Genomic DNA, 26099 nt, shown 5'->3' with positions numbered 1-26099 from the left:
AATCACACAGGCTGCCGGCACAAGGCCCACAGCTTAGAAACCACTTAATTTACGATCGCGCGCCCACTCTTGCGGCGTGTACGTTTTGATAGATACCGCATGAATGCGGTTTTCGGCAATCAGGCCCATCAGCGGTCCGTAAACCGTCTGCTGTTTTTTCACCCGGCTCATTTCTGCAAACAGGTCACCCACTGCAATAACCTGGAAGTGGCTGCCGTCGCCGGTGACGTGAACTTCCTGAAGGGGCAGTGCATTCATCAGCACTGTCTGGATTTCATGATTTTCCATGGGGATCTCTATTGGTCGTTAAGTGAAAACAGGCCAAACATTTTAGAGGAAAGTGAGGCGCGCTTAAACAAACAAAAAGCCTCGCAATCATTGTTTGCGAGGCTTTCGGAGTAATGTACTGAAAAGGTTAGGATACCGTAGCAGGTAAAAGTCTGTCAGGCAGGTTATAAAGCTTTGCAAGAGTGGCCAGGTTATCGCTTATCCCGGCCAGGCTCACGGTTCTCCCACCCTGTCGGCCAATATCAACCAAATGCAGTAACAGCGCCAGGCCGGACGTATCAACACGTTGCAGCGCATTAAGATCAATGACCTTAATATCCATCATCGCCGCTTCGCGCTGTTCCCAAAGCGCGACTACCGTATCCTGATCGAGTTCGCCGCGCAGGATTAACCGATCTTCCTCACGTAGCCACTCCAGCGCCTCGGCCATTATTTCTTATCGTCCAGGGTGATAGGTTGACGGGAAATAGACTGCAGTTGCGCGGTCAGGCCATCGATGCCTTTGGTACGCAGCAGGTCACTCCATTCATTTTGCTTGGTGGTGATCATGCTGACGCCTTCGGCAATCATGTCATACGCCTGCCAGTTGCCAGTTTGGCTGTTTTTACGCCACTGGAAATCCAGGCGTACCGGCGGACGGCCGTTAGGATCGACGATGGTGACGCGAATCGGCAAGATCGTCGCATCGCCCAGCGGCTGTTCCGGAGCGATCTGGTAAGTCTGGCCGTGATACATCGCCAGCGCCTGGCCATACGCCTGTTTCAGATATTCGCGGAACGCGGCAAAGTAGGCGTCACGTTGTGCAGGCGTGGCATCTTTATAGTAGCGGCCCAACACCAGTGCCCCGGCGTATTTCACCTGAACGTAAGGCAGCAGCTCCTGATCCACCACCTGGCGCAGGTAATCCGGGTTTTTACGAATTTGCGGTTGCTCGTTTTTAAGACGATCAAAAGTTTTCTGGGCCGCTTCGGTCATCAGCTTATACGGGTTTGACTGATCGGCCGCGTGCGCCAACGGGGCAATCACCAGCATGGCGACCATTAACAGACGTTTAAACATAGTGTGATTCTCCAGTTAGTTCGTCGTGCCGTTTTGAGGCATTGATTCAGTATGTTCGGCGCCAGGCGCTGGCGCATCGCCTGGATTCTGATTCTCGCCACTGTTGTTTTTGTACAAGAATTGACCAATCAGGTCTTCGAGTACGATGGCGGACTTGGTGTCCTGAATGGTGCCGCCCTCTTTCAGAATTGAAGATCCTAGCTCAGGATCGTCAAAACCGATATTCAATGCCAGATACTGCTCGCCTAACAGGCCGGAAGTGCGGATTGACAGGGAACTGGTGTCCGGGATCTGGTTATAGCGCTCTTCAATATCCATCGCGACACGCGGCAAATAGGTTTTCGGGTCAAGTTCGATATCCGCTACCCGGCCAATCACTACCCCGCCAACACGCACCGGCGAACGGGCTTTCAGGCCACCGATATTATCGAAAGTGGCATAGATGCGGTACGTCGGCTCCGTGCGCATTGACGTGACGTTCGCCACTTTCAGGCAAATAAACAGCGCCGCCAGCAGTGCCACCAGCATAAAAACGCCGACCCAGATTTCAGTTTTCTTCGTTTGCATGACTTAATTCCCAAACATCAGTGCAGTAAGCACAAAATCCAGGCCAAGAACGGCCAGCGATGCGTGCACAACAGTACGTGTAGTTGCCCGGCTGATCCCTGCAGAAGTCGGGATAGCATCATAACCATTGAATAACGCAATCCACGTTACCGTAATGGCGAAAACCACACTCTTAATCAGGCAGTTGACCAGATCCATGCGCCAGTCGATGGCGCTTTGCATCGCCGACCAGTAGAAGCCTGCATCGATACCTTTCCAGCTAACGCCTACCAGCGCCCCACCCCAGATCCCGACCGCAACGAAAATAATGGTTAGCAGCGGCAATGAAATGACCCCCGCCCAAAAGCGGGGTGAAATGACCCGGCGTAACGGATCGACGGCCATCATTTCCATACTGGAAAGCTGTTCAGTGGCGCGCATCAGGCCTATCTCCGCCGTTAGCGCCGAACCGGCGCGCCCGGCAAACAGCAACGCCGCCACCACCGGCCCCAGCTCGCGCAATAATGACAGCGCCACCAGCATGCCAAGGCTGGTTTCCGCGCTATAGGTGGTTAACACCAGATAGCCCTGCAATCCCAACACCATGCCGATAAAAACGCCGGAAACCAAAATGATCACCATCGACAGCACGCCAACGTTGTACAGCTGGCGCAGCAAGAGCGGGGTATGCTTGCGGAACTCCGGTTTCCCAATCAGCGCATTGAATAGCATTAAACCGGCACGACCAAAGGACGCGCAGCTTTTCAGCGTGCGGTGGCCTAACGATGCCAGTGCATTTAACAGCATGAGCGGCTTAACTCCCTGTTCCAGGTAAAAGATCGTGCTGGTAATCGCCAGCAGGATAACGGAAGGGTACTGGCCCGTCGGCGTTGCCATCCAGGAACTGCCTGACGCGCGGGTCGGTATTGGTTTGCAGCGTCTGGGCCTGTCCGTGAGCGACGATGCGTTTATCAGCCACAATATAGGCGTAATCCGCGATGCTTAGCACTTCAGGCACATCGTGCGACACCACAATGCAGGTCACGCCCAGCGAGCTGTTCAGTTCGGAAATCAGTTTGACCAGTACCCCCATGGTGATAGGGTCCTGACCAACAAACGGCTCATCAAACATAATCAGATCCGGCTCCAGCGCAATGGCCCGCGCCAGCGCCGCACGCCGCGCCATTCCGCCCGAAAGTTCCGACGGCATAAGCTTTGCGGCACCGCGCAGCCCGACGGCTTCCAGTTTCATCATGACGGTGCTTTTCAGCAGCGGAGCAGGCAGGTGCGTGTGCTCCCGCAGCGGGTAAGCCACGTTTTCATAAACGTTCATATCGGTAAACAGCGCGCCGGACTGAAAAAGCATGCTCATCCGCTTACGCACCGTGTACAGGCGTGAGCGCGTCATGGCGGGAATATTCTCGCCATCAAATAAAATTTCGCCACAATCGGGTTGAATCTGGCCGCCAATCAGACGCAGAAGCGTGGTTTTACCAATCCCCGACGGTCCCATGATGGCCGTAATTTTTCCACGGGGTACGGTTAGCGAAATATCATCAAAGATACAACGGTTCCCGCGGGTAAAACGCATCCCCTGGATCTCAACCAGATTTGAGTCAGCCTGGCTCATCTACTTATCCTTTAAGTGATTTCAGGTTAAGCATGGCGCGTAACTTCACCATAAACCCAATATTTTTACAGAATATTACCCACCAGAGTTAGCCAAAGCTGGCATTTGTTTTACTTTTCGGACGCTAAAAGTCAGAATTAAGAATTCACAACCATCCTGAGTCTTTCCCTCTGAGCGGCCAGTACATCAGGTAAAGTGGGCCGGCGATTATACCTGAAGAAAGGACTTTGCATGCTGTTAGCAACGATGCTGTTAATAATTGGTTTATTTCTGGTGGTTTATAGCGCCGATAGACTGGTTTTCGCGGCTTCGTTGCTGTGTCGCTCCATTAATATCCCCCCATTAATTGTCGGCATGACGGTAGTGAGCGTCGGGACATCGCTACCAGAAATCATGGTATCGGTGGCAGCGGCGCTTCATGGTCAACTGGATTTAGCCGTGGGAACGGCGCTGGGCTCTAATATCACCAATATTCTGCTCATCGTTGGCCTGGCGGCATTACTGCATCCATTTACCGTGCATTCCGATATTCTTCGCCGTGAATTGCCGCTAATGTTGCTGATGAGCGCGCTGGCAGGCTTGTTTCTTTACGACGGCGTACTTTCGCGTACCGATGGCATAGTTTTATTACTGATTGCCGTGTGTTACCTGTGGTTTATCGTTAAAATCGCGAAGCTGGCGCAACAACAGGGTAATGATAGCCTGACGCGTGAACAGCTGGCCGAACTGCCCCGCGGCGGTAATTTGCCAGTCGCGTTTCTGTGGTTAGCTGTGGCTTTGATTATTATGCCCATGGCTACGCGCATGGTGATCGATAACGCGACGGTGGTGGCGCATTACTTTGCCGTTGATGAATTAACAATTGGCCTGACGGTAATCGCTATCGGCACCAGCTTGCCGGAGCTGGCTACGGCAATTGCGGGCGTGCGTAAAGGGGAAGATGATATCGCTATCGGTAACATCATCGGCTCCAGCATTTATAATATTGCCATTGTGTTGGGTTTACCGGCGCTGCTGGCACCAGGTGCTATCAACACCCTCGCCTTCAGCCGTGATTATGGGGTGATGCTGGGGGTTAGCGCCCTTTTCGCTCTGCTTTGCTGGCGGCGCGCTCGCCATATTGGCAAACGCACCGGCGCAGGATTGTTAATCGGTTTTGTATTATGGATGGCGCTGCTTTTTTGGGGCTCATCTTATCTCATTGGATGAATCGGAAACGCATATGTCGCACATAGATTTGCAGCCGGGTTTTGACTTTCAACGGGCCGGGAAAGACGTCCTGGATATTGAACGTGAAGGTCTGGCACAGCTTGATCAGTACATCAATGACGATTTTGTGAAAGCCTGCGAACTGATGTTTTACTGCGCAGGCAAAGTGATCGTAATGGGGATGGGCAAATCCGGCCATATCGGTAAAAAAATGGCGGCAACATTCGCCAGTACCGGTACGCCTGCCTTCTTCGTTCATCCTGGCGAAGCCAGCCATGGCGACCTCGGCATGGTCACCGCCCAGGACGTGGTCATCGCCATTTCTAACTCTGGCGAATCCAATGAAATACTCGCCCTGATCCCGGTGCTGAAACGCCTGCGGGTGCCGTTAATCTGTATGACCAGCCGCCCGGAAAGCACCATGGCAAAAGCGGCGGATATTCATCTGTGCATCCACGTACCGCAGGAGGCCTGCCCGTTAGGACTGGCCCCCACCACCAGCACCACCGCGACCTTAGTGATGGGCGATGCGCTGGCTGTCGCGCTATTAAAAGCGCGCGGTTTTACGGCGGAAGATTTTGCGCTCTCCCACCCCGGCGGGGCTCTGGGGCGTAAGCTATTGCTGCGCGTTAACGATATTATGCACAGCGGCGAAGAAATCCCTCATGTCAGCAAAGCCGCGTCATTGCGCGATGCGCTGTTGGTCATTACCCGTAAAGGGCTGGGCATGGTGGTGATTTGTGATGACCTGATGAAAATCGAAGGCATCTTTACTGATGGTGATTTACGTCGCGTACTGGATATGGATGCCGATGTGCGCGCCCTGAGCATTGCCGAAGTGATGACGCCCGGCGGTGTGCGCGTTCGTCCTGGCACCCTGGCGGTGGATGCATTGAACCTGATGCAATCACGGCATATTACCTCCGTGCTGGTGGCGGATGGCGACCTGTTGATGGGTGTGGTACATATGCACGATCTGCTACGCGCTGGCGTAGTGTAATGAAGGATAAGTCGTTAATGAGTAATCATGATGCTGCCATCACCACCTGCTATGGGCCGGTGAGCGCAAAAGTCATTCACAAGGCGCAGAAGATTCGCCTGTTGATTCTGGACGTCGACGGCGTCATGTCCGATGGCCTGATTTATATGGGCAATAATGGCGAAGAGCTCAAAGCGTTCAATGTGCGCGATGGCTATGGCATACGCTGCGCGCTGACTTCGGGTATTGAAGTCGCCATTATTACAGGTCGTAAAGCGAAACTGCTGGAAGACCGTTGCGCTACCTTGAAGATCAAACACTTGTACCAGGGCCAGTCAGATAAACTGATTGCCTATCGCGAGCTGCTGGAAAATCTGTCGTTATCGGCACAGCAGGTCGCTTATGTCGGCGATGATTTGATTGACTGGCCGGTAATGGCGGAAGTGGGGCTCAGCGTGGCGGTTTCCGATGCGCATCCCTTGCTAACGCCGCGCGCGGATTATGTTACCCACATCGCTGGCGGCCGGGGCGCGGTACGTGAAGTGTGCGATCTGCTACTGCTGGCGCAGGGCAAACTGGAAGACGCCAAAGGGCAATCGATATGAGTAAAACCAGACGTTGGGTTATCATTCTGCTCGCGCTGGTCGCGCTGGTTTTGATCGGCATAAATCTGACAAGCCAGGATGACGCGACGCAGGTCGTTAATAATAACAACGAGCCGACATATCAAAGCGAGCACTCCAACACGCTGGTGTATAGTCCTGAAGGGGCGCTGAATTACCAGCTGGAAGCGCAACACGTTGAATACTTTTCTGATAGTGGCGTGTCATGGTTTACAAAACCCGTCATGATCATGCTGGATGCCAATAAAATTCCGACCTGGTCAATCAAGTCAGATAAAGCCAAACTGACTAATGACCGGATGCTTTATCTGTATGGCAATGTGGTTGTAGACGCGCTAACGCCTGAAGCGCAATTACGCAAAATTACTACCGATAACGCGCAGATTAATCTACTGACGCAGGATGTTGCGTCAGACGATCTGGTGACGTTATACGGCACCAGCTTTAACTCCAGCGGCCTGAAAATGCGCGGAAACTTACGCAGCAAAACTGCCGAGCTGATTGAAAAGGTTAGAACGTCCTATGAAATTCCAAATAAACAAACTCAGCCTTAACCTTGTTTTATCCGGTGCGTTGCTGGCGGCGACTTTTCCTGCGCTGGCCTTGACCGGTGACACCGAGCAGCCGATTCATATTGAATCCGACCAACAGTCGCTGGATATGCAGGGCAACGTGGTGACCTTTACGGGTAATGTTGTCGTGACTCAGGGCACGATCAAAATCAATGCCGATAAAGTGGTCGTGACCCGTCCGGGTGGCGAGAGCGGCAAAGAAGTGATCGACGGCTACGGCAAACCTGCGACGTTCTTTCAGATGCAGGACAACGGCAAGCCGGTGAAAGGCCACGCTGATACCATGCACTACGAGCTGCAGAATGACTTTGTGGTCCTGACCGGCAACGCCTTCCTTGAGCAACTGGACAGTAACATCAAGGGTGACAAGATCACCTATCTGGTCAAAGAACAGAAAATGCAGGCGTTCAGCGACAAAGGCAAACGCGTGACCACCGTGCTGGTGCCATCGCAACTGCAGGATAAGAACAAACCCGCCAATGCGCCTGCGCCCAATAAGAGTAACTAATTTTTTATGGCAACATTAACAGCGAAAAACCTCGCGAAAGCCTATAAAGGCCGCCGCGTCGTCGAGGATGTCAGCCTGACGGTGAATTCAGGCGAAATTGTTGGTCTGCTTGGCCCGAACGGCGCGGGCAAGACCACAACGTTTTATATGGTGGTAGGCATTGTCCCGCGTGATGCCGGGAATATCATCATTGATGACGAAGATATTAGCCTGCTGCCTTTGCATGCCCGCGCCCGTCGCGGCATTGGTTACCTCCCCCAGGAAGCGTCGATTTTCCGTCGCTTAAGTGTTTATGACAACCTGATGGCGGTACTGCAGATCCGTGACGATCTCACCAGCGAGCAGCGCGAAGATCGCGCCGTCGAACTGATGGAAGAGTTTCACATCGACCATCTGCGGAACAACCTCGGCCAGTCGCTGTCCGGCGGTGAACGTCGCCGTGTCGAAATCGCCCGCGCGCTGGCGGCGAACCCCAAATTTATTCTGCTAGATGAGCCATTTGCTGGGGTAGATCCCATCTCAGTGATTGATATTAAACGTATTATCGAGCATCTGCGCGACAGTGGTCTGGGGGTGTTGATTACTGACCATAACGTCCGCGAAACGCTGGCCGTGTGCGAGCGCGCTTATATTGTGAGCCAGGGCAACCTGATCGCGCACGGTACGCCTGACCAAATCCTGCAAGACGAACAGGTTAAACGTGTGTATCTTGGGGAAGAGTTCAGACTCTGATACGGTAGAGCAAATCACAGAGGGTTGAAGCTCCCTGACGAAGCTTCAGAATCTGCCTGTGCAGGTATAATTGACGTATGTACCCCTTGCCGCTTCACTGCGTCCCCCTTCGATGCAGGCGTGGTTAAGACAGTGAGGGTATAAACCTGAGGAATGTTGCTCTGAATATGAAGCAAGGTTTGCAACTGAGGCTGAGCCAACAGCTTGCCATGACGCCGCAACTGCAACAGGCGATTCGCTTGCTGCAGCTGTCTACGTTAGAACTCCAGCAGGAGCTGCAACAGGCGCTGGACAGCAACCCGTTGCTCGAGCAAACCGACTTTCATGATGAAATAGACACCCAGGAATCCCGTGATACTGAAACGCTGGATACCGCCGACGCACTCGAACAAAAAGAGATGCCGGATGAGCTGCCGTTAGATGCCAGCTGGGACGAAATCTACACTGCCGGCACCCCGTCAGGGAACGGCGTGGATTATCAGGATGACGAACTGCCCGTCTATCAGGGCGAAACCACCCAGTCGCTGCAGGATTACCTGATGTGGCAGGTTGAACTGACGCCGTTTTCCGATACCGATCGCGCAATTGCCACCTCTATCGTCGACGCCGTAGACGACACGGGCTATCTCACCGTGTCGCTGGAAGATATCCTGGAAAGCGTTGGCGATGACGAAACAGATATTGAAGAAGTCGAAGCGGTGCTTAAGCGCATCCAGCGGTTTGATCCTGTTGGCGTTGCCGCCCGCGATTTGCGCGACTGCCTGTTGATCCAGCTATCGCAATACGCGAAAGACACCCCCTGGCTGGAAGAGTCGCGGCAGATCGTCAGCGAGCACCTCGATCTGCTGGCGAATCACGATTTCCGTACGCTGATGCGCGTCACGCGGCTCAAAGAAGACGTGCTCAAAGAAGCGGTCAATTTTATCCAGTCCCTCGATCCCCGCCCCGGCCAGTCAATTCAAACCAGCGAACCCGAGTATGTGATCCCCGATGTGCTGGTCCGTAAACATAACGGCGTCTGGACGGTGGAACTGAACGCTGACAGCATTCCCCGATTAAAAATCAATCAGCATTATGCTTCAATGGGTAGCAGCGCGCGTAACGAAGCCGACGGCCAGTTTATCCGCAGCAACCTTCAGGAAGCGCGCTGGCTGATTAAAAGCCTGGAAAGCCGCAACGATACGCTGTTACGCGTCAGCCGCTGCATAGTGGAACAGCAGCAGGCTTTTTTCGAACAGGGCGAAGAATACATGAAACCGATGGTGCTGGCGGATATCGCCCAGGCCGTCGAGATGCACGAATCGACCATTTCCCGCGTCACTACCCAAAAATATTTGCATAGCCCGCGCGGCATATTTGAACTGAAATATTTCTTCTCCAGCCATGTTAATACCGAAGGCGGCGGCGAAGCCTCCTCGACCGCCATTCGGGCGCTGGTTAAGAAATTGATTGCCGGAGAAAATCCGGCAAAACCCCTGAGCGACAGTAAACTGACTTCTATGTTGTCTGAACAGGGCATCATGGTGGCTCGTCGTACTGTCGCCAAATATCGAGAGTCTCTGTCCATTCCGCCGTCGAACCAGCGTAAACAACTGGTCTGACATAACCGATAAGGAAGACACTATGCAGCTCAACATCACAGGACATAACGTCGAAATCACTGAATCTTTGCGCGAGTTTTTGAACACGAAGTTCGCCAAACTGGAGCAGTATTTTGAAAGGATAAACCAGGTCTATATTGTGCTGAAAGTGGAGAAGGTCACTCACATTTCGGATGCGACTCTGCATGTGAACGGTGGGGAGATCCATGCCAGTGCGGAAGGGCAAGACATGTATGCAGCCATCGACGGGCTTATTGATAAACTGGCGCGTCAATTGACTAAACATAAAGATAAACTAAAACAACATTAAGAGTCCGGGCGTTTACCTGGTGTTTCAACGGCTCGTGGTCACTGACGACGAGCCGTTGGCATTGAGAATGCTTAGGTGAAAATATGATGACTTATGATTTAAGCAGTGTCCTTAACCAGGAATGTACCCGCAGCGGCGTTCATTGCCAGAGCAAAAAACGCGCCCTGGAAATTGTCAGTGAACTGGCCGCAAAACAGTTAAGCCTGCCGCCGCAAGTGGTGTTTGAAGCGATCCTGACCCGCGAACGTATGGGCAGTACCGGTATTGGCAACGGCATTGCCATTCCACACGGCAAACTGGAAGAAGATACGTTGCGCGCCGTAGGTGTGTTTGTGCAGCTTGAAACACCTATCGCCTTCGACGCCATTGATAACCAACCCGTAGACCTGCTGTTTGCCTTACTGGTCCCGGCGGATCAAACCAAAACACATTTGCATACCCTGTCATTAGTGGCGAAGCGTCTGGCAGACAAAACCATTTGCCGCCGCCTGCGCGCTGCCCAAAGCGATGAAGAGCTGTATCAGATCATCACTGAAGGCAGCCATGAAAACCAAAGTGAATAATCGGGTGGAGGAAATCACCCTGGCTGTACCGATGCAGCCCGCCGTTTGGGAGAAATCGAGATGGTATTGATGATTGTCAGCGGACGCTCAGGCTCAGGAAAGTCCGTGGCGTTACGCGCGCTGGAAGATATGGGTTTTTATTGCGTAGACAACCTGCCGGTTGTGCTGCTGCCCGATCTTGCCCGGACGCTTTCGGATAATCATATGTCCGCTGCTGTCAGCATTGACGTTCGCAACATGCCGGAATCGCCGGAAATTTTCGAACAGGCGATGAATAACCTGCCGGACACATTCTCGCCGCAGTTGCTGTTTCTCGATGCCGATCGCAATACGCTGATCCGCCGTTACAGCGATACTCGCCGCCTGCACCCTCTTTCCAGCAAAAATCTCTCACTGGAAAGCGCCATCGATAAGGAAAGCGATCTGCTGGAGCCGCTGCGTTCCCGCGCGGATTTGATTGTCGATACCTCTGAGATGTCGGTCCACGAACTGGCGGAAATGCTGCGCACCCGTCTGTTGGGCAAACGCGAACGTGAACTGACCATGGTGTTTGAATCTTTCGGCTTTAAACACGGCATTCCTATTGATGCGGACTACGTGTTTGACGTGCGCTTTTTACCTAACCCGCACTGGGACCCGAAACTCCGTCCGATGACCGGTCTGGATAAGCCCGTTGCGGCGTTTTTAGACCGCCATACTGAAGTACATAATTTTATCTACCAGACGCGCAGCTATCTTGAGCTGTGGCTGCCGATGCTGGAAACCAACAACCGTAGCTACTTAACGGTGGCCATCGGCTGTACCGGCGGTAAACACCGCTCCGTGTACATCGCCGAACAGCTGGCTGACTACTTCCGCTCGCGCGGTAAAAACGTCCAGTCCCGCCATCGCACGCTGGAAAAACGTAAAACATGACCGTCAAACAAACCGTTGAAATCACCAATAAGCTGGGCATGCACGCGCGCCCGGCGATGAAGCTGTTTGAGCTAGTCCAGAGTTTTGATGCGGAAGTGTTATTACGAAACGAGGCGGGCACCGAAGCGGAAGCCAGCAGCGTTATCGGCCTGTTGATGCTGGATTCCGCGCAGGGTGGCCATATCGAAATCGAAGCCAACGGCCCACAGGAAGTGGAAGCGCTGGCGGCGGTCATTGCGTTATTCAACGCCGGTTTCGACGAAGACTAACGCGAAGACTAACGCTTAGCGCAGTTTGTGCAGCGCCATAAACGACTCTCCGCCAAGCTGGCGCATTTGGCGCAGTATCCACGCCTGGCGCGAGCGCACGTAGCCTGACGGCGCATCGGCTTTAAAACGCAGCGGGTTGGGCAGCACGGCGGCCAGTAACGCAGCCTGAGAGGCGCTAAGCTGGCTGGCGGGCTTATTGAAATATTGCTGCGCAGCGGCTTCCACGCCAAAGATCCCGTTACCGAATTCAGCGACGTTAAGGTACACCGTCAGGATCCGCCGCTTGCTCCACACCGTCTCGATCCCTACGGTTAACCCCGCCTCCAGCCCCTTGCGCAGCCAGCTCCTGCCATCCCACAGAAACATATTTTTCGCCGTTTGCTGAGACAGCGTTGACGCGCCGCGAATGCGGGTTTCATTGCGTTCGTTATGGGCGACGGCTTTCTGGATCGCCGCCATATCGAACCCCCAGTGCTCGGGGAATTTTTGATCCTCGGCGGCAATCACCGCCAGCCCCATCCACGGCGAGATCTCATCCATGCCGACCCAGTCAGAGTGCGCCACATAGCCGAAATCACCGTGCAGCCAGGCAGAAAGCTGCCGCTCGATCATCACTGCAGAAAAAGGTACCGGCAGCATGCTGAACAGCAGGATCCCGGCGATCCACAAACTGGCGATCCCGAACAGTAACCGGATAATCCCGCGCTTAAGCGTGCCGACGATCGGCAAGCGGCCCCGCGTCATTCGCACAGATCCAACACCCTGGCGACCAGTTTCTCAATCCCGTCCGCCGCTTCATCAATGCGTTTAGCCAGCATATACGCCGGGGTCGTCACCAGTTTGTTCTCTTCGTCCACCACAATGTCTTCCACCGGGCAAGGCACGTGTTCGCCGCCCATCTCTTCGATGACTTCGGCGGTGTCGATGTCGGTGCCGATGGTCAGGCGCAACGGCGCGGGGATCAGCTTCGGCAGCATAGCGGGAGCGATGCACAGGAACCCCAGCGGTTTACCCGCCGCGTGCATCGCCTGTACCAGCCGCTTGAGCTCAGGATCGACGCTGCATTCGCTGCCCTGGCTGGCGAAATTGCTCAGGTTTTTGGCCGCGCCGAAGCCGCCCGGCACAATCAGCGCGTCCAGCTCGTCGGCATTGGCCGCACTGAGGGGCTCGATCGCGCCCCGGGCAATACGCGCCGCTTCGATCAACACATTGCGGCTTTCCGCCATTGGATCCCCGGTCAGATGATTGATCACATCGGCCTGCGGTTTATCCGGCGCGAAACAGCAGGCTTGCGCGCCCTGCCGCGACAGCGCCAGTAAAGTGATCACCGCTTCATGGATTTCAGCGCCGTCATAAACGCCACATCCAGCCAGCACCACGCCTATTTTTTTCATCGCGATTTTCCTTTCTTCCGGCATCCCGAAGCAGATTAATTACGCTTATAAAACGCTATGCTTCACACATTTAACTGATTCACGTAACAATAAATTTAAGTTTTGCTATCTTAATGCTCGTGCAGTTTCATCTATCCGGCCATGTTACCCGACTAACACAACACCATTAACATGGCCTCGATTTCCCTGGTGTTGGCGCAGTATTCGCGCACCCCGGTATAGCCGGGGTCATTTTTTTGGAACATTCGCTACCCACGCTTTCAACACCGCCACGTCGTTTTGCCACTCCTGCTTCAACTCTTCGATCCATTCGCCAACGTTATCCCACCATGCCGGAAGATCCGGAGACTGGATCTGTTGGGCGACCTGCTGGAGGTGACGTAAGCCGATCGATCCCGCCGCGCCCTTGATCTTATGCCCTTCTTCCACGATCCCCTTTTGATCCCGGGCGGTGAGATTGGAGTCCAGCACGCTCAGGTAACCCGGCATCATTTTCTCAAACACGGCAAGACCGTCAGTAATCAGTTTCGGCCCAACCAGTTCCATGTACTGCTCCAGCATTGCGACATCCAGCAATGCGTTCTGTTTGCTGTGTTGTTCGAGTGACACGATCCTCTCCTCATGGTTTGAACGGGAATCCCAGAATTTCTTGATCATCGCGGTGAGCGCCGGGACGGACAGCGGTTTGCTGAGCACGTCATCCATGCCCGCCGCCAGGTACTCCGCTTTGTCTTTCAGCACGTTGGCGGTCAGCGCCACCAGCGGCGGCAGCTCACTGGCATCGAACTGGCTGGTGAGTTTGCGGGAGATATCCAGCCCGGTCATGTCCGGGAGCTGGATGTCCAGTAGCACCAGATCGTATTCGCCCAGTTTGAACATATCCAGCGCTTCCTGGCCGGTCATCGCCACATCGACGCTGTTGCCCATTTTTTCCAACACCGAGCGGGCGACAATCACGTTTAGCTCGATGTCTTCCACCAGCAGCACATGCAGCGCTGGCAGCGGCATATCGTCATCGTCAGAGGTGCTGTCGATCTCTTCCGCCACGCGCGGTGCCTGAACCGTCAGGGTAAATACCGAGCCTTTGCCCGGATGGCTGCTAACGGTGATATCGCCGCCCATGTTTTTCGCCAGCCGACGCGAAACCGCCAGGCCGATGCCGGTGCCGGTTGCGGGCTTGCCGCCGTGGCTGTCTTTGACCTGATAGTACATGGCGAAAATTTTATCCTGCTCGTTCTGCGGGATGCCGATACCGGAATCCTCCACTTCGAAGCGCAGCATGCTGTTTTCGTAGCTGACTCGCACCGTCACCTGGCCTTTTTGGGTGAACTTCACCGCGTTGCTGATCAGGTTCCAGATAATCTGGCGCAGGCGCGTTCCGTCGGTGATGACCTTATGCGGCAGCGGCAGAGCAGGCTCCAGCACGAAGCGCAGCCCTTTTTGCTGCGCCTGTAGGCCAGAGAGGTTTTCGAGATCCGCCAGGAAACCGGTGAAGTCGATCGGCTGGTTATCCAGCTGCACTTTGCGGCGCTCAATCTTATCCATATCGATAATATCGTTGAAGATATTGCCAAGGGTCACGGCGGAAACGTGGATCGTTTTCAGGTATTTTTGCTGTTCTGCCGTGAGGTCGGTATCCAGCAGAATGCGGCTCAGGCCGACGATGCCGTTCAGCGGCGTGCGCAGCTCGTGGCTGATGGTAGAGATAAAGGTCGTTTTATCGCGGCTCGCGCGCTCCAGCGCATCCTGATAGCGCTTACGTTCGGTGATGTCGCGGCCAAAGCCCATCAGCCCGTGGCGCTTGCCCACGCGGTCGTAGTACGGCACTTTACGGATTTCAAAACAGGCTTTGCGGCCATCAGGGTAATCGAGCCACTGTTCGTAGGTGAGCGAGACGTTGTGACGGAACACCTTCTCATCGGTTTCAATGACCTTTTCCGCCGCTTCCGGCGCATAAACATCGTGCGGCTGGAGGCCGATAAGCTGTTTCTCGCTTTTACCGGTCAGCAGCTCCATGGCGCGGTTGCAGCCGGAAAACGCTTTGTCTTCGTTGCGATAGAACACCAGGTCCGGAGACGCATCCAGAAAGGAACGTAAAAACGACGATTGCTGCTCGAGCTGGATTTGCGTGACTTCGCGTTCTTTCATTTCGACGGTGAGCTGCTCCAGCACCTTCTGGCGCTCGGCCTCCGCCTTTTCACGCTCGGCGTTCTGCTGGTTAAGCTGGGTAATGTTGTCTTTTAGCTGAATATTGAGCTTCAGGTCGCGCTCGCGCATCTCTTCCAGTTTATCCACCAGCTTTGACAGACGCTGGCGCGACTCCTCCAGTTGCTCGACCACCACAGACAGAAAATAAACCGCCCAGGGAGTAATCAACAACCCGAAGAAGATAGAGCGGATCACATCGATACTTTCGACCCGACCATGCAGCACCATGGTCACCGCCATTTGCACAACCATCGCCAGTATCACCAGCACCAGGGCCAGCAATAGCGAAAAACGAACCAGCCCAAGTTTGACCAACAGGTCGACGTAATACTGTGCCAATAAACGGATTTGCTTCATAGGATGTTCCTTTGCTGCGTACCGCTCAATAATACTCAATTCCGGCCGTTACGCTGAAGGTTGTGAAAAAAAGTGCGCGGTGGAATCCATTTATCGCCTTTTCAACGCGGCGTTAAACGGCGATAGCGGGAGGATTTGCCTGCCAGGGCGTCCCTAATGCCGAGCCCTGAACGCCTTCGCGGCTCAGGTAACGGTCTATTTCCACCATCCCGGTCCAGCGGTTCTCGCACCACAGCGGTGCCAGCAGCGTGGGTCGCCGCGCGCTGGCGGAAATACGATGATAGATAATCTCCGGCGGAGTGTGGCGGATCATTTCGCCTGCGATGGTGGTGTAATCCTCCAGTTCGATGGCGCTGAGCCGCCCCGCCGCCCACGCTTTGGCCATAATGCTGCCGGTAACGATGTGCAGCGGATGCAGCTTGATGCCGTCAGTGCCGGTGTCGACCACGCTCTCCAGGGTGTTCAGCGCATCCTGATGGCCTTCGCCGGGCAAACCGACAATCAGATGCGTACAGACTTTAAGGCCGCGCTGACGGGCAAGCCGGGTCGTTTTTTGATAGCAGGCGAAATCATGGCCGCGGTTAATGCGGTGCAGGGTTTTATCGTTGGCGGTTTGCAGACCCAGCTCCAGCCACACTTCATAGCCTTGCTCCCGATAGCTGCACAGTAGATCCAGTACGCTATCCGGCACACAGTCCGGGCGCGTTCCGACACAAAGCCCCACCACGTTGGCCTGTTCAATCGCCTGCTGATACATACTGCGCAGCAGCTGCACTTCGGCAAAGGTGCTGGTGTAGGCCTGAAAATAGGCCAGATAGCGGCGGGCGCGATTAACCAGCCGCGCCTGGTCGGCGAGCTGTTCAGCGATACTGCGGTGCTGCTGCGCTTCGTCAGCAAAAGAGGCCACGTTGCAGAAGGTACAGCCGCCGCGCCCTAAGGTGCCATCGCGGTTAGGGCAGCTAAAGCCGCCGTGCAATGTGAGCTTGTGAACTTTTTGTCCGTAGCGACGTGAAAGATCGCCACCAAACATATTGACTAATTTTTGTAACTGCATAATCTGGAGGGCCGGCCTGAAAAAGGGCCTCAGACTGCCATTTTTACCTCTTTACGGCGATGATGTGGATCAAGCGCCTGCCCTTGCCTTTATCATTTGAATAATCATTCATAATTATCGAAATTTCAGTCACTCCTGAAGCAATTACTTTTACTTATAAACTCCTTCATTATTTAAAGAATATGACACAGCCGCGAAAACAGAGGCATTATGCGGCCCCAGAGCCATATTCAGCACAATAATCTACCAATTTATTTAACAACAGCGCGCTATATAGTTTTTGCGGCTTTTTGATAGTGAGACAGATCACACTTGCCGAGGCTGTTCAGACCACTTCAGGCAAACAAAAAATCCATACATCCTTTTTAAATTCATAGAGTTAACCCTTCGTTAGCACAAATTTGAATAAATAAGAATGCCATTTGACCTGTGTCGCAAATCCCGATAACTTGGAAATCCGCTGGAAGCTTTCTGGATGAGCACTCTGCTCATCATATTTATGCAGTAATTGAGATTCCCTCTGAAGCAAGTCCTCAACACTTGTGTACCGATGCGAAAAGGATATTGAGAGGGCGAATGCGAGGTGCGCGTATGAAACGCAAAACCCCGTCGCCTGCTCTTGCTGTGTCCGCGCGCAATCGGTGTCGGAGCGAGTCCGCAGAGCCTGGGGAGGTTCACTGATATGTTGTACGATAAATCCCTTGAGAAGGATAACTGTGGTTTCGGCCTGATCGCCCACATAGAAGGCGAACCTAGCCACAAGGTAGTGCGTACCGCTATTCACGCACTGGCCCGCATGCAGCACCGTGGCGCGATCCTCGCAGACGGGAAAACCGGCGACGGATGCGGCTTGCTGTTACAAAAACCTGACCGTTTCTTTCGCCTGGTCGCGGAAGAGCGCGGCTGGCGCTTAGCTAAAAACTATGCCGTCGGGATGCTGTTTTTAAATCAGGACCCGGAGCTGGCGGCGCAGAGCCGTCGCATCGTTGAAGAAGAGTTGCAACGTGAAACCCTGTCGATCGTGGGCTGGCGCGAAGTGCCGACCAACGACGGCGTACTCGGTGAAATCGCCCTCTCCTCCCTGCCGCGAATTGAGCAAATTTTTGTTAACGCCCCTGCGGGCTGGCGTCCGCGTGATATGGAGCGCCGGCTGTTTATCGCCCGCCGCCGTATCGAAAAGCGCAATCAGCAAGACAAAGACTTTTACGTCTGTAGCCTGTCGAACCTGGTAAACATCTATAAAGGTCTGTGTATGCCGGCGGATCTGCCGCGCTTTTACCTGGACCTGGCGGACCTGCGTCTGGAATCGGCCATCTGCCTGTTCCACCAACGCTTCTCCACCAACACCGTGCCGCGCTGGCCGCTGGCCCAGCCGTTCCGCTACCTGGCGCACAACGGCGAAATCAACACCATTACCGGCAACCGCCAGTGGGCGCGCGCCCGTACCTATAAATTCCAGACCCCGCTGATCCCGGATCTGCACGACGCCGCGCCGTTCGTTAACGAAACCGGCTCCGACTCCAGCTCGATGGACAACATGCTCGAACTGCTGCTGGCAGGTGGGATGGACATCGTGCGCGCCATGCGCCTGCTGGTGCCGCCAGCCTGGCAGAACAACCCGAACATGGACCCGGATCTGCGCGCGTTCTTCGACTTTAACTCCATGCACATGGAGCCGTGGGACGGCCCGGCGGGCATCGTTATGTCTGACGGTCGCTTCGCCGCCTGTAACCTGGACCGTAACGGCCTGCGTCCGGCGCGCTACGTCATCACCAAAGACAAACTGATCACCTGTGCCTCTGAAGTGGGCATCTGGGATTACCAGCCTGATGAAGTGGTGGAAAAAGGCCGCGTTGGGCCGGGCGAGCTGATGGTGATCGACACCCGCATTGGCCGCATTCTGCACTCGGCGGAAACCGACCACGATCTGAAAATCCGCCATCCGTATAAAGAGTGGATGGAGAAAAACGTGCGCCGTCTGGTGCCGTTTGAAGATCTTCCTGACGATCAGGTCGGCCAGCGTGAGATGGACGACGATACCCTCACCAGCTACCAGAAGCAGTTTAACTACAGCTTCGAAGAGCTGGACTCGGTGATCCGCGTGCTGGGCGAAAACGGCCAGGAAGCGGTTGGCTCAATGGGTGACGACACCCCGTTCGCCGTGCTCTCCAGCCAGCCACGCATTATCTATGATTACTTCCGCCAGCAGTTCGCGCAGGTCACCAACCCGCCGATCGACCCACTGCGTGAAGCGCACGTGATGTCGCTGGCGACCAGCATTGGCCGCGAGATGAACGTGTTCTGCGAGGCCGAAGGCCAGGCGCACCGTTTAAGCTTTAAATCGCCGATCCTGCTGTGGTCTGATTTTAATCAGCTCACCACCATGACCGAAGAGCACTATCGCGCCGATGTGCTGGACATTACTTTCGACATCACCGAAACCTCGCTGGAAGAGACGGTGAAAGCCCTGTGCGATAAAGCCGAACAGATGGTGCGTAACGGCACGGTGCTGCTGGTGCTGTCTGACCGCAACATCGCCAAAAACCGTCTGCCGGTTCCGGCACCGATGGCGGTGGGCGCGATCCAGACTCGCCTGGTGGATAAGAGCCTGCGCTGCGACGCCAACATCATTGTTGAAACCGCCAGCGCCCGCGATCCGCACCACTTCGCCGTCCTGCTCGGCTTTGGCGCAACCGCAATTTACCCGTATCTGGCCTATGAATCCCTGGCGAAACTGGTAGACACCCACGCCATTGAGAAAAGCTACCGCGCGGTGATGCAGAACTACCGCAACGGCATCAATAAAGGCCTGTACAAGATCATGTCCAAAATGGGCATCTCGACTATCGCCTCTTACCGCTGCTCGAAGCTGTTTGAAGCCGTGGGCCTGCATGACGAGGTCTCCAGCCTGTGCTTCCAGGGCGTGGTCAGCCGTATCGGCGGTGCCGGTTTTGCCGACTTCCAACAGGATTTGCTGAACCTGTCGAAGCGCAGCTGGCTGGCCCGCAAACCGCTGGAACAGGGCGGCCTGCTCAAATACGTGCACGGCGGCGAATACCACGCCTACAACCCGGACGTGGTGCGCACCCTGCAACAGGCGGTGCAGAGCGGCGAGTACAGCGATTATCAGGAATACGCCCGGCTGGTTAACGAACGTCCGGCGGCTACCCTGCGCGATTTGCTGGCGCTTAACCCGCAGGGCGATGCGGTCAGCATCAATGATGTTGAACCGGCGACCGAACTGTTTAAACGCTTTGATACCGCGGCGATGTCTATCGGCGCGCTAAGCCCGGAAGCCCACGAAGCGCTGGCGGAAGCCATGAACAGCATCGGCGGCAACTCCAACTCCGGCGAAGGCGGCGAAGATCCGGCGCGCTACGGCACCAATAAAGTGTCGCGCATCAAACAGGTTGCCTCGGGCCGCTTTGGCGTAACCCCGTCCTACCTGGTCAACGCTGACGTAATCCAGATTAAAGTGGCGCAGGGCGCGAAACCGGGTGAAGGCGGCCAGCTGCCGGGCGATAAAGTTACCCCGTACATCGCCAAACTGCGTTATTCGGTGCCGGGCGTAACGCTGATCTCCCCGCCGCCGCATCACGATATCTACTCAATTGAAGATTTGGCGCAGCTGATTTTCGACCTCAAGCAGGTCAATCCGAAAGCGCTGATCTCCGTGAAGCTGGTTTCTGAGCCGGGCGTGGGCACCATCGCCACTGGCGTGGCGAAAGCCTATGCAGACCTGATCACCATCGCCGGTTACGACGGTGGCACCGGCGCAAGCCCGCTTTCCTCGGTGAAATATGCGGGATGCCCGTGGGAACTGGGCCTGGTGGAAACCCAGCAGGCGCTGGTGGCTAACGGCCTGCGTCATAAAATCCGCCTGCAGGTGGATGGCGGCCTGAAAACCGGCCTCGACATCATCAAAGCGGCGATTCTGGGCGCGGAAAGCTTCGGCTTCGGCACCGGTCCAATGGTGGCGCTGGGTTGTAAATACCTGCGTATTTGTCACCTGAACAACTGCGCCACCGGCGTGGCGACTCAGGATGACAAACTGCGTAAGAACCACTATCACGGCCTGCCGTTCAAAGTGACCAACTACTTTGAATTTATCGCCCGTGAAACCCGCGAGCTGATGGCGCAGCTGGGCGTGAAGCGCCTGGTGGACCTGATTGGCCGCACCGACCTGCTGAAAGAGCTGGACGGTTACACGGCGAAGCAGCAGAAGCTGGATCTGTCCCGCCTGCTGGCAACCGCCGAGCCGCACCCGGGCAAAGCGCTGTACTGCACCGAAACCAACCCGCCGTTCGATAACGGCGTGCTGAACGCGCAGCTGCTGAACCAGGCGAAAGAGTACGTTGACCAGAAACAGAGCAAGACCTTCTGGTTTGATATTCGCAATACCGACCGTTCCGTGGGCGCGCTGCTGTCGGGCTATATCGCCCAGACGCACGGCGACCAGGGCCTGGCTTCCGACCCGATCAAGGCGCATTTCAACGGCACTGCGGGCCAGAGCTTCGGCGTCTGGAACGCGGGCGGCGTGGAGCTGTATCTGACCGGCGACGCCAACGACTATGTGGGCAAAGGCATGGCAGGCGGTTTACTGGCGATTCGTCCGCCGGTGGGCTCCGCGTTCCGCAGCCACGAAGCCAGCATCATCGGTAACACCTGCCTGTACGGCGCGACCGGCGGTCGTCTGTATGCGGCGGGCCGCGCGGGCGAGCGTTTCGGGGTGCGTAACTCCGGGGCCATCACCGTAGTAGAAGGCATCGGCGATAACGGTTGTGAATACATGACCGGCGGTATCGTCTGTATCCTGGGTAAAACCGGGGTTAACTTCGGCGCGGGCATGACTGGCGGTTTCGCCTACGTGCTGGATGAAGACGGTGAATTCCGTAAGCGCGTGAACCCGGAGCTGGTGGAAGTGCTGAACGTGGATGAGCTTGCTATCCATGAAGAGCACTTACGCGGTCTGATCACGGAGCACGTGCAGTTGACCGGCTCCCAGCGCGGCGAAGAGATCCTGGCTAACTGGCCAGCGTTCTCGGCGAAATTCGCGCTGGTTAAACCGAAGTCCAGTGATGTCAAAGCATTGTTGGGTCACCGTAGTCGCAGCGCCGCTGAATTGCGGGTGCAGGCGCAGTAAAAATCTCGGCTGGCGCACCGCGTTGCGCTGGCCGGATTTAAGAGGTCATGATGAGCCAAAACGTATATCAATTTATCGACTTACAGCGCGTTGATCCGCCGAAGAAGCCACTCAAAATCCGTAAAATTGAGTTTGTTGAGATCTACGAGCCGTTTTCAGAAAGCCAGGCCAAAGCCCAGGCGGACCGCTGTCTTTCCTGCGGCAACCCGTACTGCGAGTGGAAATGCCCGGTTCATAACTACATTCCGAACTGGCTGAAGCTGGCCAACGAAGGCCGTATTTTCGAAGCGGCGGAACTGTCGCACCAGACCAACACCCTGCCGGAAGTCTGTGGCCGCGTGTGCCCGCAGGATCGCCTGTGTGAAGGCTCCTGCACCCTGAACGACGAATTCGGCGCGGTCACCATCGGCAACATCGAGCGCTATATCAACGATAAGGCGTTTGAGATGGGCTGGCGTCCGGATATGACCGGCGTGAAGCAAACCGGCAAACGCGTGGCGATTATCGGCGCGGGCCCGGCGGGCCTCGCCTGTGCCGACGTGCTGACCCGTAACGGCGTCAAAGCGGTGGTGTATGACCGTCACCCGGAAATCGGCGGTCTGCTGACCTTTGGTATTCCGGCGTTCAAACTGGAAAAAGAAGTGATGACCCGCCGTCGTGACATCTTCACCGGCATGGGCATTGAGTTCCAGCTCAACACCGAAGTAGGCCGCGATGTGCAGTTGGAAGCGCTGCTTGCCGAGTACGACGCGGTGTTCCTGGGCGTCGGTACCTATCAGTCGATGCGCGGCGGCATTGAAAATGAAGATGCGCCGGGCGTATTCGACGCGCTGCCGTTCCTGATCGCCAACACCCGCAACACCATGGGCTTTGGCGAAGATGCGGCATCGCCGTATATCAGCATGGAAGGCAAACGCGTGGTGGTGCTGGGCGGCGGCGATACCGCGATGGACTGCGTGCGTACCTCCGTGCGCCAGGGCGCGACCCACGTGACCTGCGCCTACCGTCGTGACGAAGAGAACATGCCGGGCTCACGCCGGGAAGTGAAAAACGCCCGTGAAGAAGGGGTGGAGTTCAAATTCAACGTGCAGCCGCTGGGCGTGGAAATCAACGCCAACGGTAAAGTCTCCGGCGTGAAAATGGTGCGCACCGAGATGGGCGCGCCGGATGCCAATGGCCGTCGTCGCGCCGAAATCGTCGCCGGCTCCGAGCACGTTCTGCCTGCCGATGCGGTAGTGATGGCGTTTGGTTTCCGTCCGCACAGCATGGAATGGCTGGCGCAGCACAGCGTGGAGCTGGACTCTCAGGGCCGCATCATCGCCCCGGAGCGCAGCGATAACCCGTTCCAGACCAGCAACCCGAAAATCTTTGCCGGCGGCGATATCGTGCGCGGCTCCGATTTGGTGGTAACGGCAATTGCCGAAGGGCGTAAAGCCGCCGACGGCATTATGAATTACCTGGAAGTGTAATTCGGCCAGTAAAAAGCCCGTCAGTGTAGCGCTGACGGGCTTTTTTTATGGCTTCGGTTTAGCTGTTGGACGTTAATCCTGCTGAGCCAGCTCCGCCTTTTTCGCCAACGCATCCAGCAGTTTCTGATGGATGCCGCCGAATCCGCCGTTGCTCATCACCAGGATATGGTCGCCCGGCTGAGCGGTTTTCACGATCATCTCCACCAGCGTGTCGACATCGCCGCTCCAGTGCGCGGGCTGAATGCAGGCATCCGCCACTTCAAACACCTGCCACGGAATATGCGACGGCTGGAACAGAAACACTTCATCGGCGCGGCCCAGCGAGGGTGCCAGGTCGTCCTTACAGTGGCCCATCTTCATGGTGTTGGAACGCGGCTCCAGCACGGCAAGAATACGCGCCGTACCGCCGACTTTACCGCGCAGCGCCGCGAGGGTCGCCAGGATCGCCGTCGGGTGGTGGGCGAAATCGTCATACACCGTTACGCCGTTGGCTTCACCGCGCAGCTCAAGCCGGCGGCGGGCGTTCACGAAGCTGTTAAGCGCCTGAGCGGCATCGGCAGGCATCACGCCTACATGGCGCGCGGCGGCGATCGCCATCAGCCCGTTATTCATATTGTGCTCGCCCACCAGCTGCCAGTTCACTTCCGCCACGCGCTCACCGTCCAGCAGCACTTCCCAGTTGGACGCATCGGCATTGAGTTTTTTCGCCTGCCACTGGCCCTGCTCGCCCACCAGCTCCTGCTCGCTCCAGCAGCCCATTGCCACAGTTTGCTTGAGATTGGCATCGCCTTCCGGCCAGATGATCCTGCCCTGCCCCGGCACAATGCGCACCAGGTGGTGGAACTGCTTCTGGATAGCCCGCAGATCGTCAAAGATATCCGCATGGTCAAATTCAAGATTGTTCAACACCAGGGTGCGCGGGCAGTAATGCACAAACTTGGAACGTTTGTCGAAGAAGGCGCAGTCGTACTCATCCGCCTCAATCACAAAGAACGGGCTTTCGCCGAGCCGCGCGGATACGTCGAAATTGCCCGGCACGCCGCCAATCACAAAGCCTGGCTTATAGCCGCAGGCTTCAAGGATCCAGGTCGCCATGCCTGCCGTGGTGGTTTTGCCATGCGTTCCCGCAATAGCGATCACCCAGCGGTCGCGCAGCACGAAATCATGCAGCCACTGCGGGCCAGACATGAAAGGGATATTCTGCTCCAGCACCGCTTCCACGCACGGGTTGCCACGCGTCATGGCGTTGCCGATGATCACCAGATCCGGGCGCGGATCGAGTTGTTCAATGTCATAGCCCTGAATTAAATCAATACCTTGCTTTTCAAGAAGGGTACTCATCGGCGGGTAAACATTTGCATCCGAGCCGGTGACCTCGTGGCCCAGGGCCCGCGCCAGCATCGCCAGCCCGCCCATAAAGGTGCCACACACACCCAGAATATGAATACGCATACGTTACTGTCCTTTTTTCATCCGGCGCATATTCTACCCGCATGTGGGAGCCTGAAGAAACGCATTTAAGGCGATTCTGTTATTTGCTGTCTCGATTCACCTGTGCGCTAACCTTTATATCTTTGTTACGATTAAACGATCGCTTTACTCAAACCAGGATGCAGGGAAAGTGTTATGAAAACGTTAGGTGAATTTATTGTCGAAAAGCAGCATGAGTTTTCTCATGCTACCGGCGAACTGACTGCGCTGCTGTCGGCAATAAAGCTGGGTGCCAAGATTATCCATCGCGATATCAACAAAGCCGGACTGGTTGATATCTTAGGTGCCAGCGGCGCTGAAAACGTACAGGGCGAAGTGCAGCAGAAACTCGACCTGTTCGCGAACGAAAAACTGAAGGCCGCGCTGAAGGCCCGCGACATCGTCGCCGGGATCGCGTCGGAAGAAGAAGATGAGATTGTGGTGTTCGAAGGCTGTGAACACGCAAAATACGTGGTGCTGATGGACCCACTGGACGGCTCGTCCAACATTGACGTTAACGTCTCCGTCGGGACGATTTTCTCTATTTACCGCCGCGTTACCCCGGTCGGCACGCCGGTAACCGAAGAAGACTTCCTCCAGCCTGGCAGCAAACAGGTTGCTGCGGGTTACGTGGTGTACGGCTCTTCAACCATGCTGGTTTACACCACCGGTTGCGGCGTCCATGCGTTTACCTACGACCCTTCCCTGGGCGTGTTCTGCCTGAGCCAGGAGCGCATGCGCTTCCCGAAAAAAGGCAACACCTACTCCATTAACGAAGGCAACTACATCAAATTCCCGCAGGGCGTGAAGAAGTACATCAAGTTCTGCCAGGAAGAAGATGCCAATACCCAACGTCCTTATACGTCGCGCTATATCGGTTCGCTGGTAGCGGATTTCCACCGCAACCTGCTGAAAGGCGGGATTTACCTGTATCCGAGCACCGCCAGCCACCCGGAAGGGAAGCTGCGTTTGCTGTATGAATGCAATCCGATGGCGTTCCTGGCGGAACAGGCGGGCGGCAAGGCGAGCGACGGGAAAACCCGTATCCTGGATATCATCCCTGAGAGCCTGCACCAGCGTCGTCCGTTCTTTGTCGGCAACGACAGCATGGTGAACGACGTCGAGCGCTTTATTCGCGAATATCCTGACGCGTAAAAACAAAAATCCCCTGTCGCTGACAGGGGATCTGAATATTTCGAT

Annotated in this window: 25 protein-coding genes; 14 read left to right on the top strand and 11 right to left on the bottom strand. The window is 55.5% G+C overall.

Annotation, left to right across the window (positions count from 1 at the left end; all coding sequences use genetic code 11):
• Window positions 1-33 precede the first annotated feature (33 nt).
• The 6 genes from ibaG to mlaF all read right to left on the bottom strand — a co-directional run bounded on the left by ibaG (window position 34) and on the right by mlaF (window position 3523).
• The gene (ibaG, locus tag FND52_RS13170; RefSeq protein WP_002434217.1) at window positions 34-288 is read right to left on the bottom strand and encodes a BolA family iron metabolism protein IbaG; all 255 of its coding nucleotides are present in this window, start codon (window positions 286-288) and stop codon (window positions 34-36) included.
• 127 nt (window positions 289-415) lie between these two features.
• Window positions 416-718 (bottom strand): lipid asymmetry maintenance protein MlaB, encoded by a 303-nt coding sequence (gene mlaB / locus FND52_RS13165; RefSeq protein WP_125294237.1) that lies wholly within the window; start codon window positions 716-718, stop codon window positions 416-418.
• Window positions 718-1347: a phospholipid-binding protein MlaC gene (mlaC, locus tag FND52_RS13160; protein WP_125294236.1), complete on the bottom strand. Its 630-nt coding sequence runs from the start codon at window positions 1345-1347 to the stop codon at window positions 718-720. Before mlaC ends, mlaB begins: the two co-directional genes overlap by 1 nt.
• A 15-nt stretch (window positions 1348-1362) precedes the next feature.
• Window positions 1363-1914, bottom strand: coding sequence for an outer membrane lipid asymmetry maintenance protein MlaD (gene mlaD / locus FND52_RS13155; protein ID WP_125294235.1), 552 nt, complete (start codon window positions 1912-1914; stop codon window positions 1363-1365).
• A 3-nt stretch (window positions 1915-1917) separates the two neighbouring features.
• Window positions 1918-2700 carry a lipid asymmetry maintenance ABC transporter permease subunit MlaE gene (gene mlaE, locus FND52_RS13150; RefSeq protein WP_125294324.1) on the bottom strand — a complete coding sequence of 261 codons (783 nt, stop codon included), beginning with the start codon at window positions 2698-2700 and terminating at the stop codon, window positions 1918-1920.
• Between the two features lie 7 nt (window positions 2701-2707).
• Window positions 2708-3523 carry a phospholipid ABC transporter ATP-binding protein MlaF gene (mlaF, locus tag FND52_RS13145; protein ID WP_144131280.1) on the bottom strand — a complete coding sequence of 272 codons (816 nt, stop codon included), beginning with the start codon at window positions 3521-3523 and terminating at the stop codon, window positions 2708-2710.
• A 231-nt stretch (window positions 3524-3754) separates the two neighbouring features.
• Here mlaF and FND52_RS13140 point away from each other — a divergent pair, with 231 nt between their 5' ends.
• From FND52_RS13140 to npr, 11 genes are all read left to right on the top strand, one after another.
• Entirely contained in the window at window positions 3755-4732 is a 978-nt protein-coding gene (locus FND52_RS13140) for a calcium/sodium antiporter (RefSeq protein WP_125294233.1), read from the top strand.
• A 13-nt stretch (window positions 4733-4745) separates the two neighbouring features.
• The gene (kdsD, locus tag FND52_RS13135; RefSeq protein WP_125294232.1) at window positions 4746-5732 is read left to right on the top strand and encodes an arabinose-5-phosphate isomerase KdsD; all 987 of its coding nucleotides are present in this window, start codon (window positions 4746-4748) and stop codon (window positions 5730-5732) included.
• A 17-nt stretch (window positions 5733-5749) separates the two neighbouring features.
• Window positions 5750-6316 (top strand): 3-deoxy-manno-octulosonate-8-phosphatase KdsC, encoded by a 567-nt coding sequence (gene kdsC, locus FND52_RS13130; RefSeq protein WP_125294231.1) that lies wholly within the window; start codon window positions 5750-5752, stop codon window positions 6314-6316.
• Window positions 6313-6888 carry an LPS export ABC transporter periplasmic protein LptC gene (gene lptC / locus FND52_RS13125; protein ID WP_125294230.1) on the top strand — a complete coding sequence of 192 codons (576 nt, stop codon included), beginning with the start codon at window positions 6313-6315 and terminating at the stop codon, window positions 6886-6888. Before kdsC ends, lptC begins: the two co-directional genes overlap by 4 nt.
• Complete coding sequence (gene lptA / locus FND52_RS13120; protein WP_144131278.1) at window positions 6857-7414, top strand: lipopolysaccharide ABC transporter substrate-binding protein LptA; 558 nt, start codon at window positions 6857-6859, stop codon at window positions 7412-7414. The genes lptC and lptA overlap by 32 nt, the downstream gene beginning before the upstream one ends.
• 6 nt (window positions 7415-7420) lie before the next feature.
• The gene (gene lptB / locus FND52_RS13115) at window positions 7421-8146 is read left to right on the top strand and encodes an LPS export ABC transporter ATP-binding protein (protein ID WP_125294228.1); all 726 of its coding nucleotides are present in this window, start codon (window positions 7421-7423) and stop codon (window positions 8144-8146) included.
• Window positions 8147-8313: 167 nt separating this feature from the next.
• Window positions 8314-9747 carry an RNA polymerase factor sigma-54 gene (gene rpoN, locus FND52_RS13110; protein WP_125294227.1) on the top strand — a complete coding sequence of 478 codons (1434 nt, stop codon included), beginning with the start codon at window positions 8314-8316 and terminating at the stop codon, window positions 9745-9747.
• A gap of 22 nt (window positions 9748-9769) precedes the next feature.
• On the top strand, window positions 9770-10057 hold the full coding sequence (gene hpf, locus FND52_RS13105) for a ribosome hibernation promoting factor (RefSeq protein ID WP_125294226.1): 288 nt from the start codon (window positions 9770-9772) through the stop codon (window positions 10055-10057).
• A gap of 83 nt (window positions 10058-10140) precedes the next feature.
• Window positions 10141-10620 (top strand): PTS IIA-like nitrogen regulatory protein PtsN, encoded by a 480-nt coding sequence (gene ptsN, locus FND52_RS13100; RefSeq protein WP_125294225.1) that lies wholly within the window; start codon window positions 10141-10143, stop codon window positions 10618-10620.
• Window positions 10621-10680: 60 nt separating this feature from the next.
• Window positions 10681-11535, top strand: a complete 855-nt coding sequence (rapZ, locus tag FND52_RS13095; RefSeq protein ID WP_125294224.1) for an RNase adapter RapZ — start codon at window positions 10681-10683, stop codon at window positions 11533-11535.
• Window positions 11532-11804, top strand: coding sequence for a PTS phosphocarrier protein NPr (gene npr, locus FND52_RS13090; protein ID WP_125294223.1), 273 nt, complete (start codon window positions 11532-11534; stop codon window positions 11802-11804). Before rapZ ends, npr begins: the two co-directional genes overlap by 4 nt.
• Before the next feature lie 15 nt (window positions 11805-11819).
• Here npr and mtgA read toward each other — a convergent pair whose 3' ends face one another.
• The 4 genes from mtgA to mnmL all read right to left on the bottom strand — a co-directional run bounded on the left by mtgA (window position 11820) and on the right by mnmL (window position 16817).
• Window positions 11820-12548 carry a monofunctional biosynthetic peptidoglycan transglycosylase gene (mtgA, locus tag FND52_RS13085; protein WP_144131298.1) on the bottom strand — a complete coding sequence of 243 codons (729 nt, stop codon included), beginning with the start codon at window positions 12546-12548 and terminating at the stop codon, window positions 11820-11822.
• Window positions 12545-13198 (bottom strand): isoprenoid biosynthesis glyoxalase ElbB, encoded by a 654-nt coding sequence (gene elbB / locus FND52_RS13080; protein ID WP_144131276.1) that lies wholly within the window; start codon window positions 13196-13198, stop codon window positions 12545-12547. Before elbB ends, mtgA begins: the two co-directional genes overlap by 4 nt.
• A 228-nt stretch (window positions 13199-13426) precedes the next feature.
• Complete coding sequence (arcB, locus tag FND52_RS13075; RefSeq protein WP_144131274.1) at window positions 13427-15763, bottom strand: aerobic respiration two-component sensor histidine kinase ArcB; 2337 nt, start codon at window positions 15761-15763, stop codon at window positions 13427-13429.
• A gap of 112 nt (window positions 15764-15875) precedes the next feature.
• Window positions 15876-16817, bottom strand: coding sequence for a tRNA modification radical SAM protein MnmL/YtqA (gene mnmL / locus FND52_RS13070; protein ID WP_125294220.1), 942 nt, complete (start codon window positions 16815-16817; stop codon window positions 15876-15878).
• Between the two features lie 682 nt (window positions 16818-17499).
• Between mnmL and gltB the strand changes: the two genes are divergently transcribed.
• Both gltB and FND52_RS13060 read left to right on the top strand, forming a co-directional pair.
• Complete coding sequence (gltB, locus tag FND52_RS13065) at window positions 17500-21960, top strand: glutamate synthase large subunit (protein ID WP_144131272.1); 4461 nt, start codon at window positions 17500-17502, stop codon at window positions 21958-21960.
• A 50-nt stretch (window positions 21961-22010) separates the two neighbouring features.
• A complete protein-coding gene (locus FND52_RS13060; RefSeq protein WP_144131270.1) occupies window positions 22011-23429 on the top strand; it encodes a glutamate synthase small subunit in 1419 nt (472 codons plus the stop codon).
• 72 nt (window positions 23430-23501) lie between these two features.
• Here the strand turns inward: FND52_RS13060 and mpl are convergent, their stop codons facing one another.
• On the bottom strand, window positions 23502-24881 hold the full coding sequence (gene mpl, locus FND52_RS13055; RefSeq protein WP_144131268.1) for a UDP-N-acetylmuramate:L-alanyl-gamma-D-glutamyl-meso-diaminopimelate ligase: 1380 nt from the start codon (window positions 24879-24881) through the stop codon (window positions 23502-23504).
• Window positions 24882-25055: 174 nt separating this feature from the next.
• Here mpl and fbp point away from each other — a divergent pair, with 174 nt between their 5' ends.
• A complete protein-coding gene (gene fbp, locus FND52_RS13050) occupies window positions 25056-26054 on the top strand; it encodes a class 1 fructose-bisphosphatase (RefSeq protein ID WP_144131266.1) in 999 nt (332 codons plus the stop codon).
• Window positions 26055-26099: the final 45 nt, after the last annotated feature.

Origin of the sequence: Atlantibacter subterraneus (assembly GCF_007570865.1) — a bacterium.
GTDB classification, from domain to species: domain Bacteria; phylum Pseudomonadota; class Gammaproteobacteria; order Enterobacterales; family Enterobacteriaceae; genus Atlantibacter; species Atlantibacter subterraneus.
The sequence above is the reverse complement of the archived record's forward strand: the minus strand, read 5'-3'. Positions and strand labels throughout refer to the sequence as shown.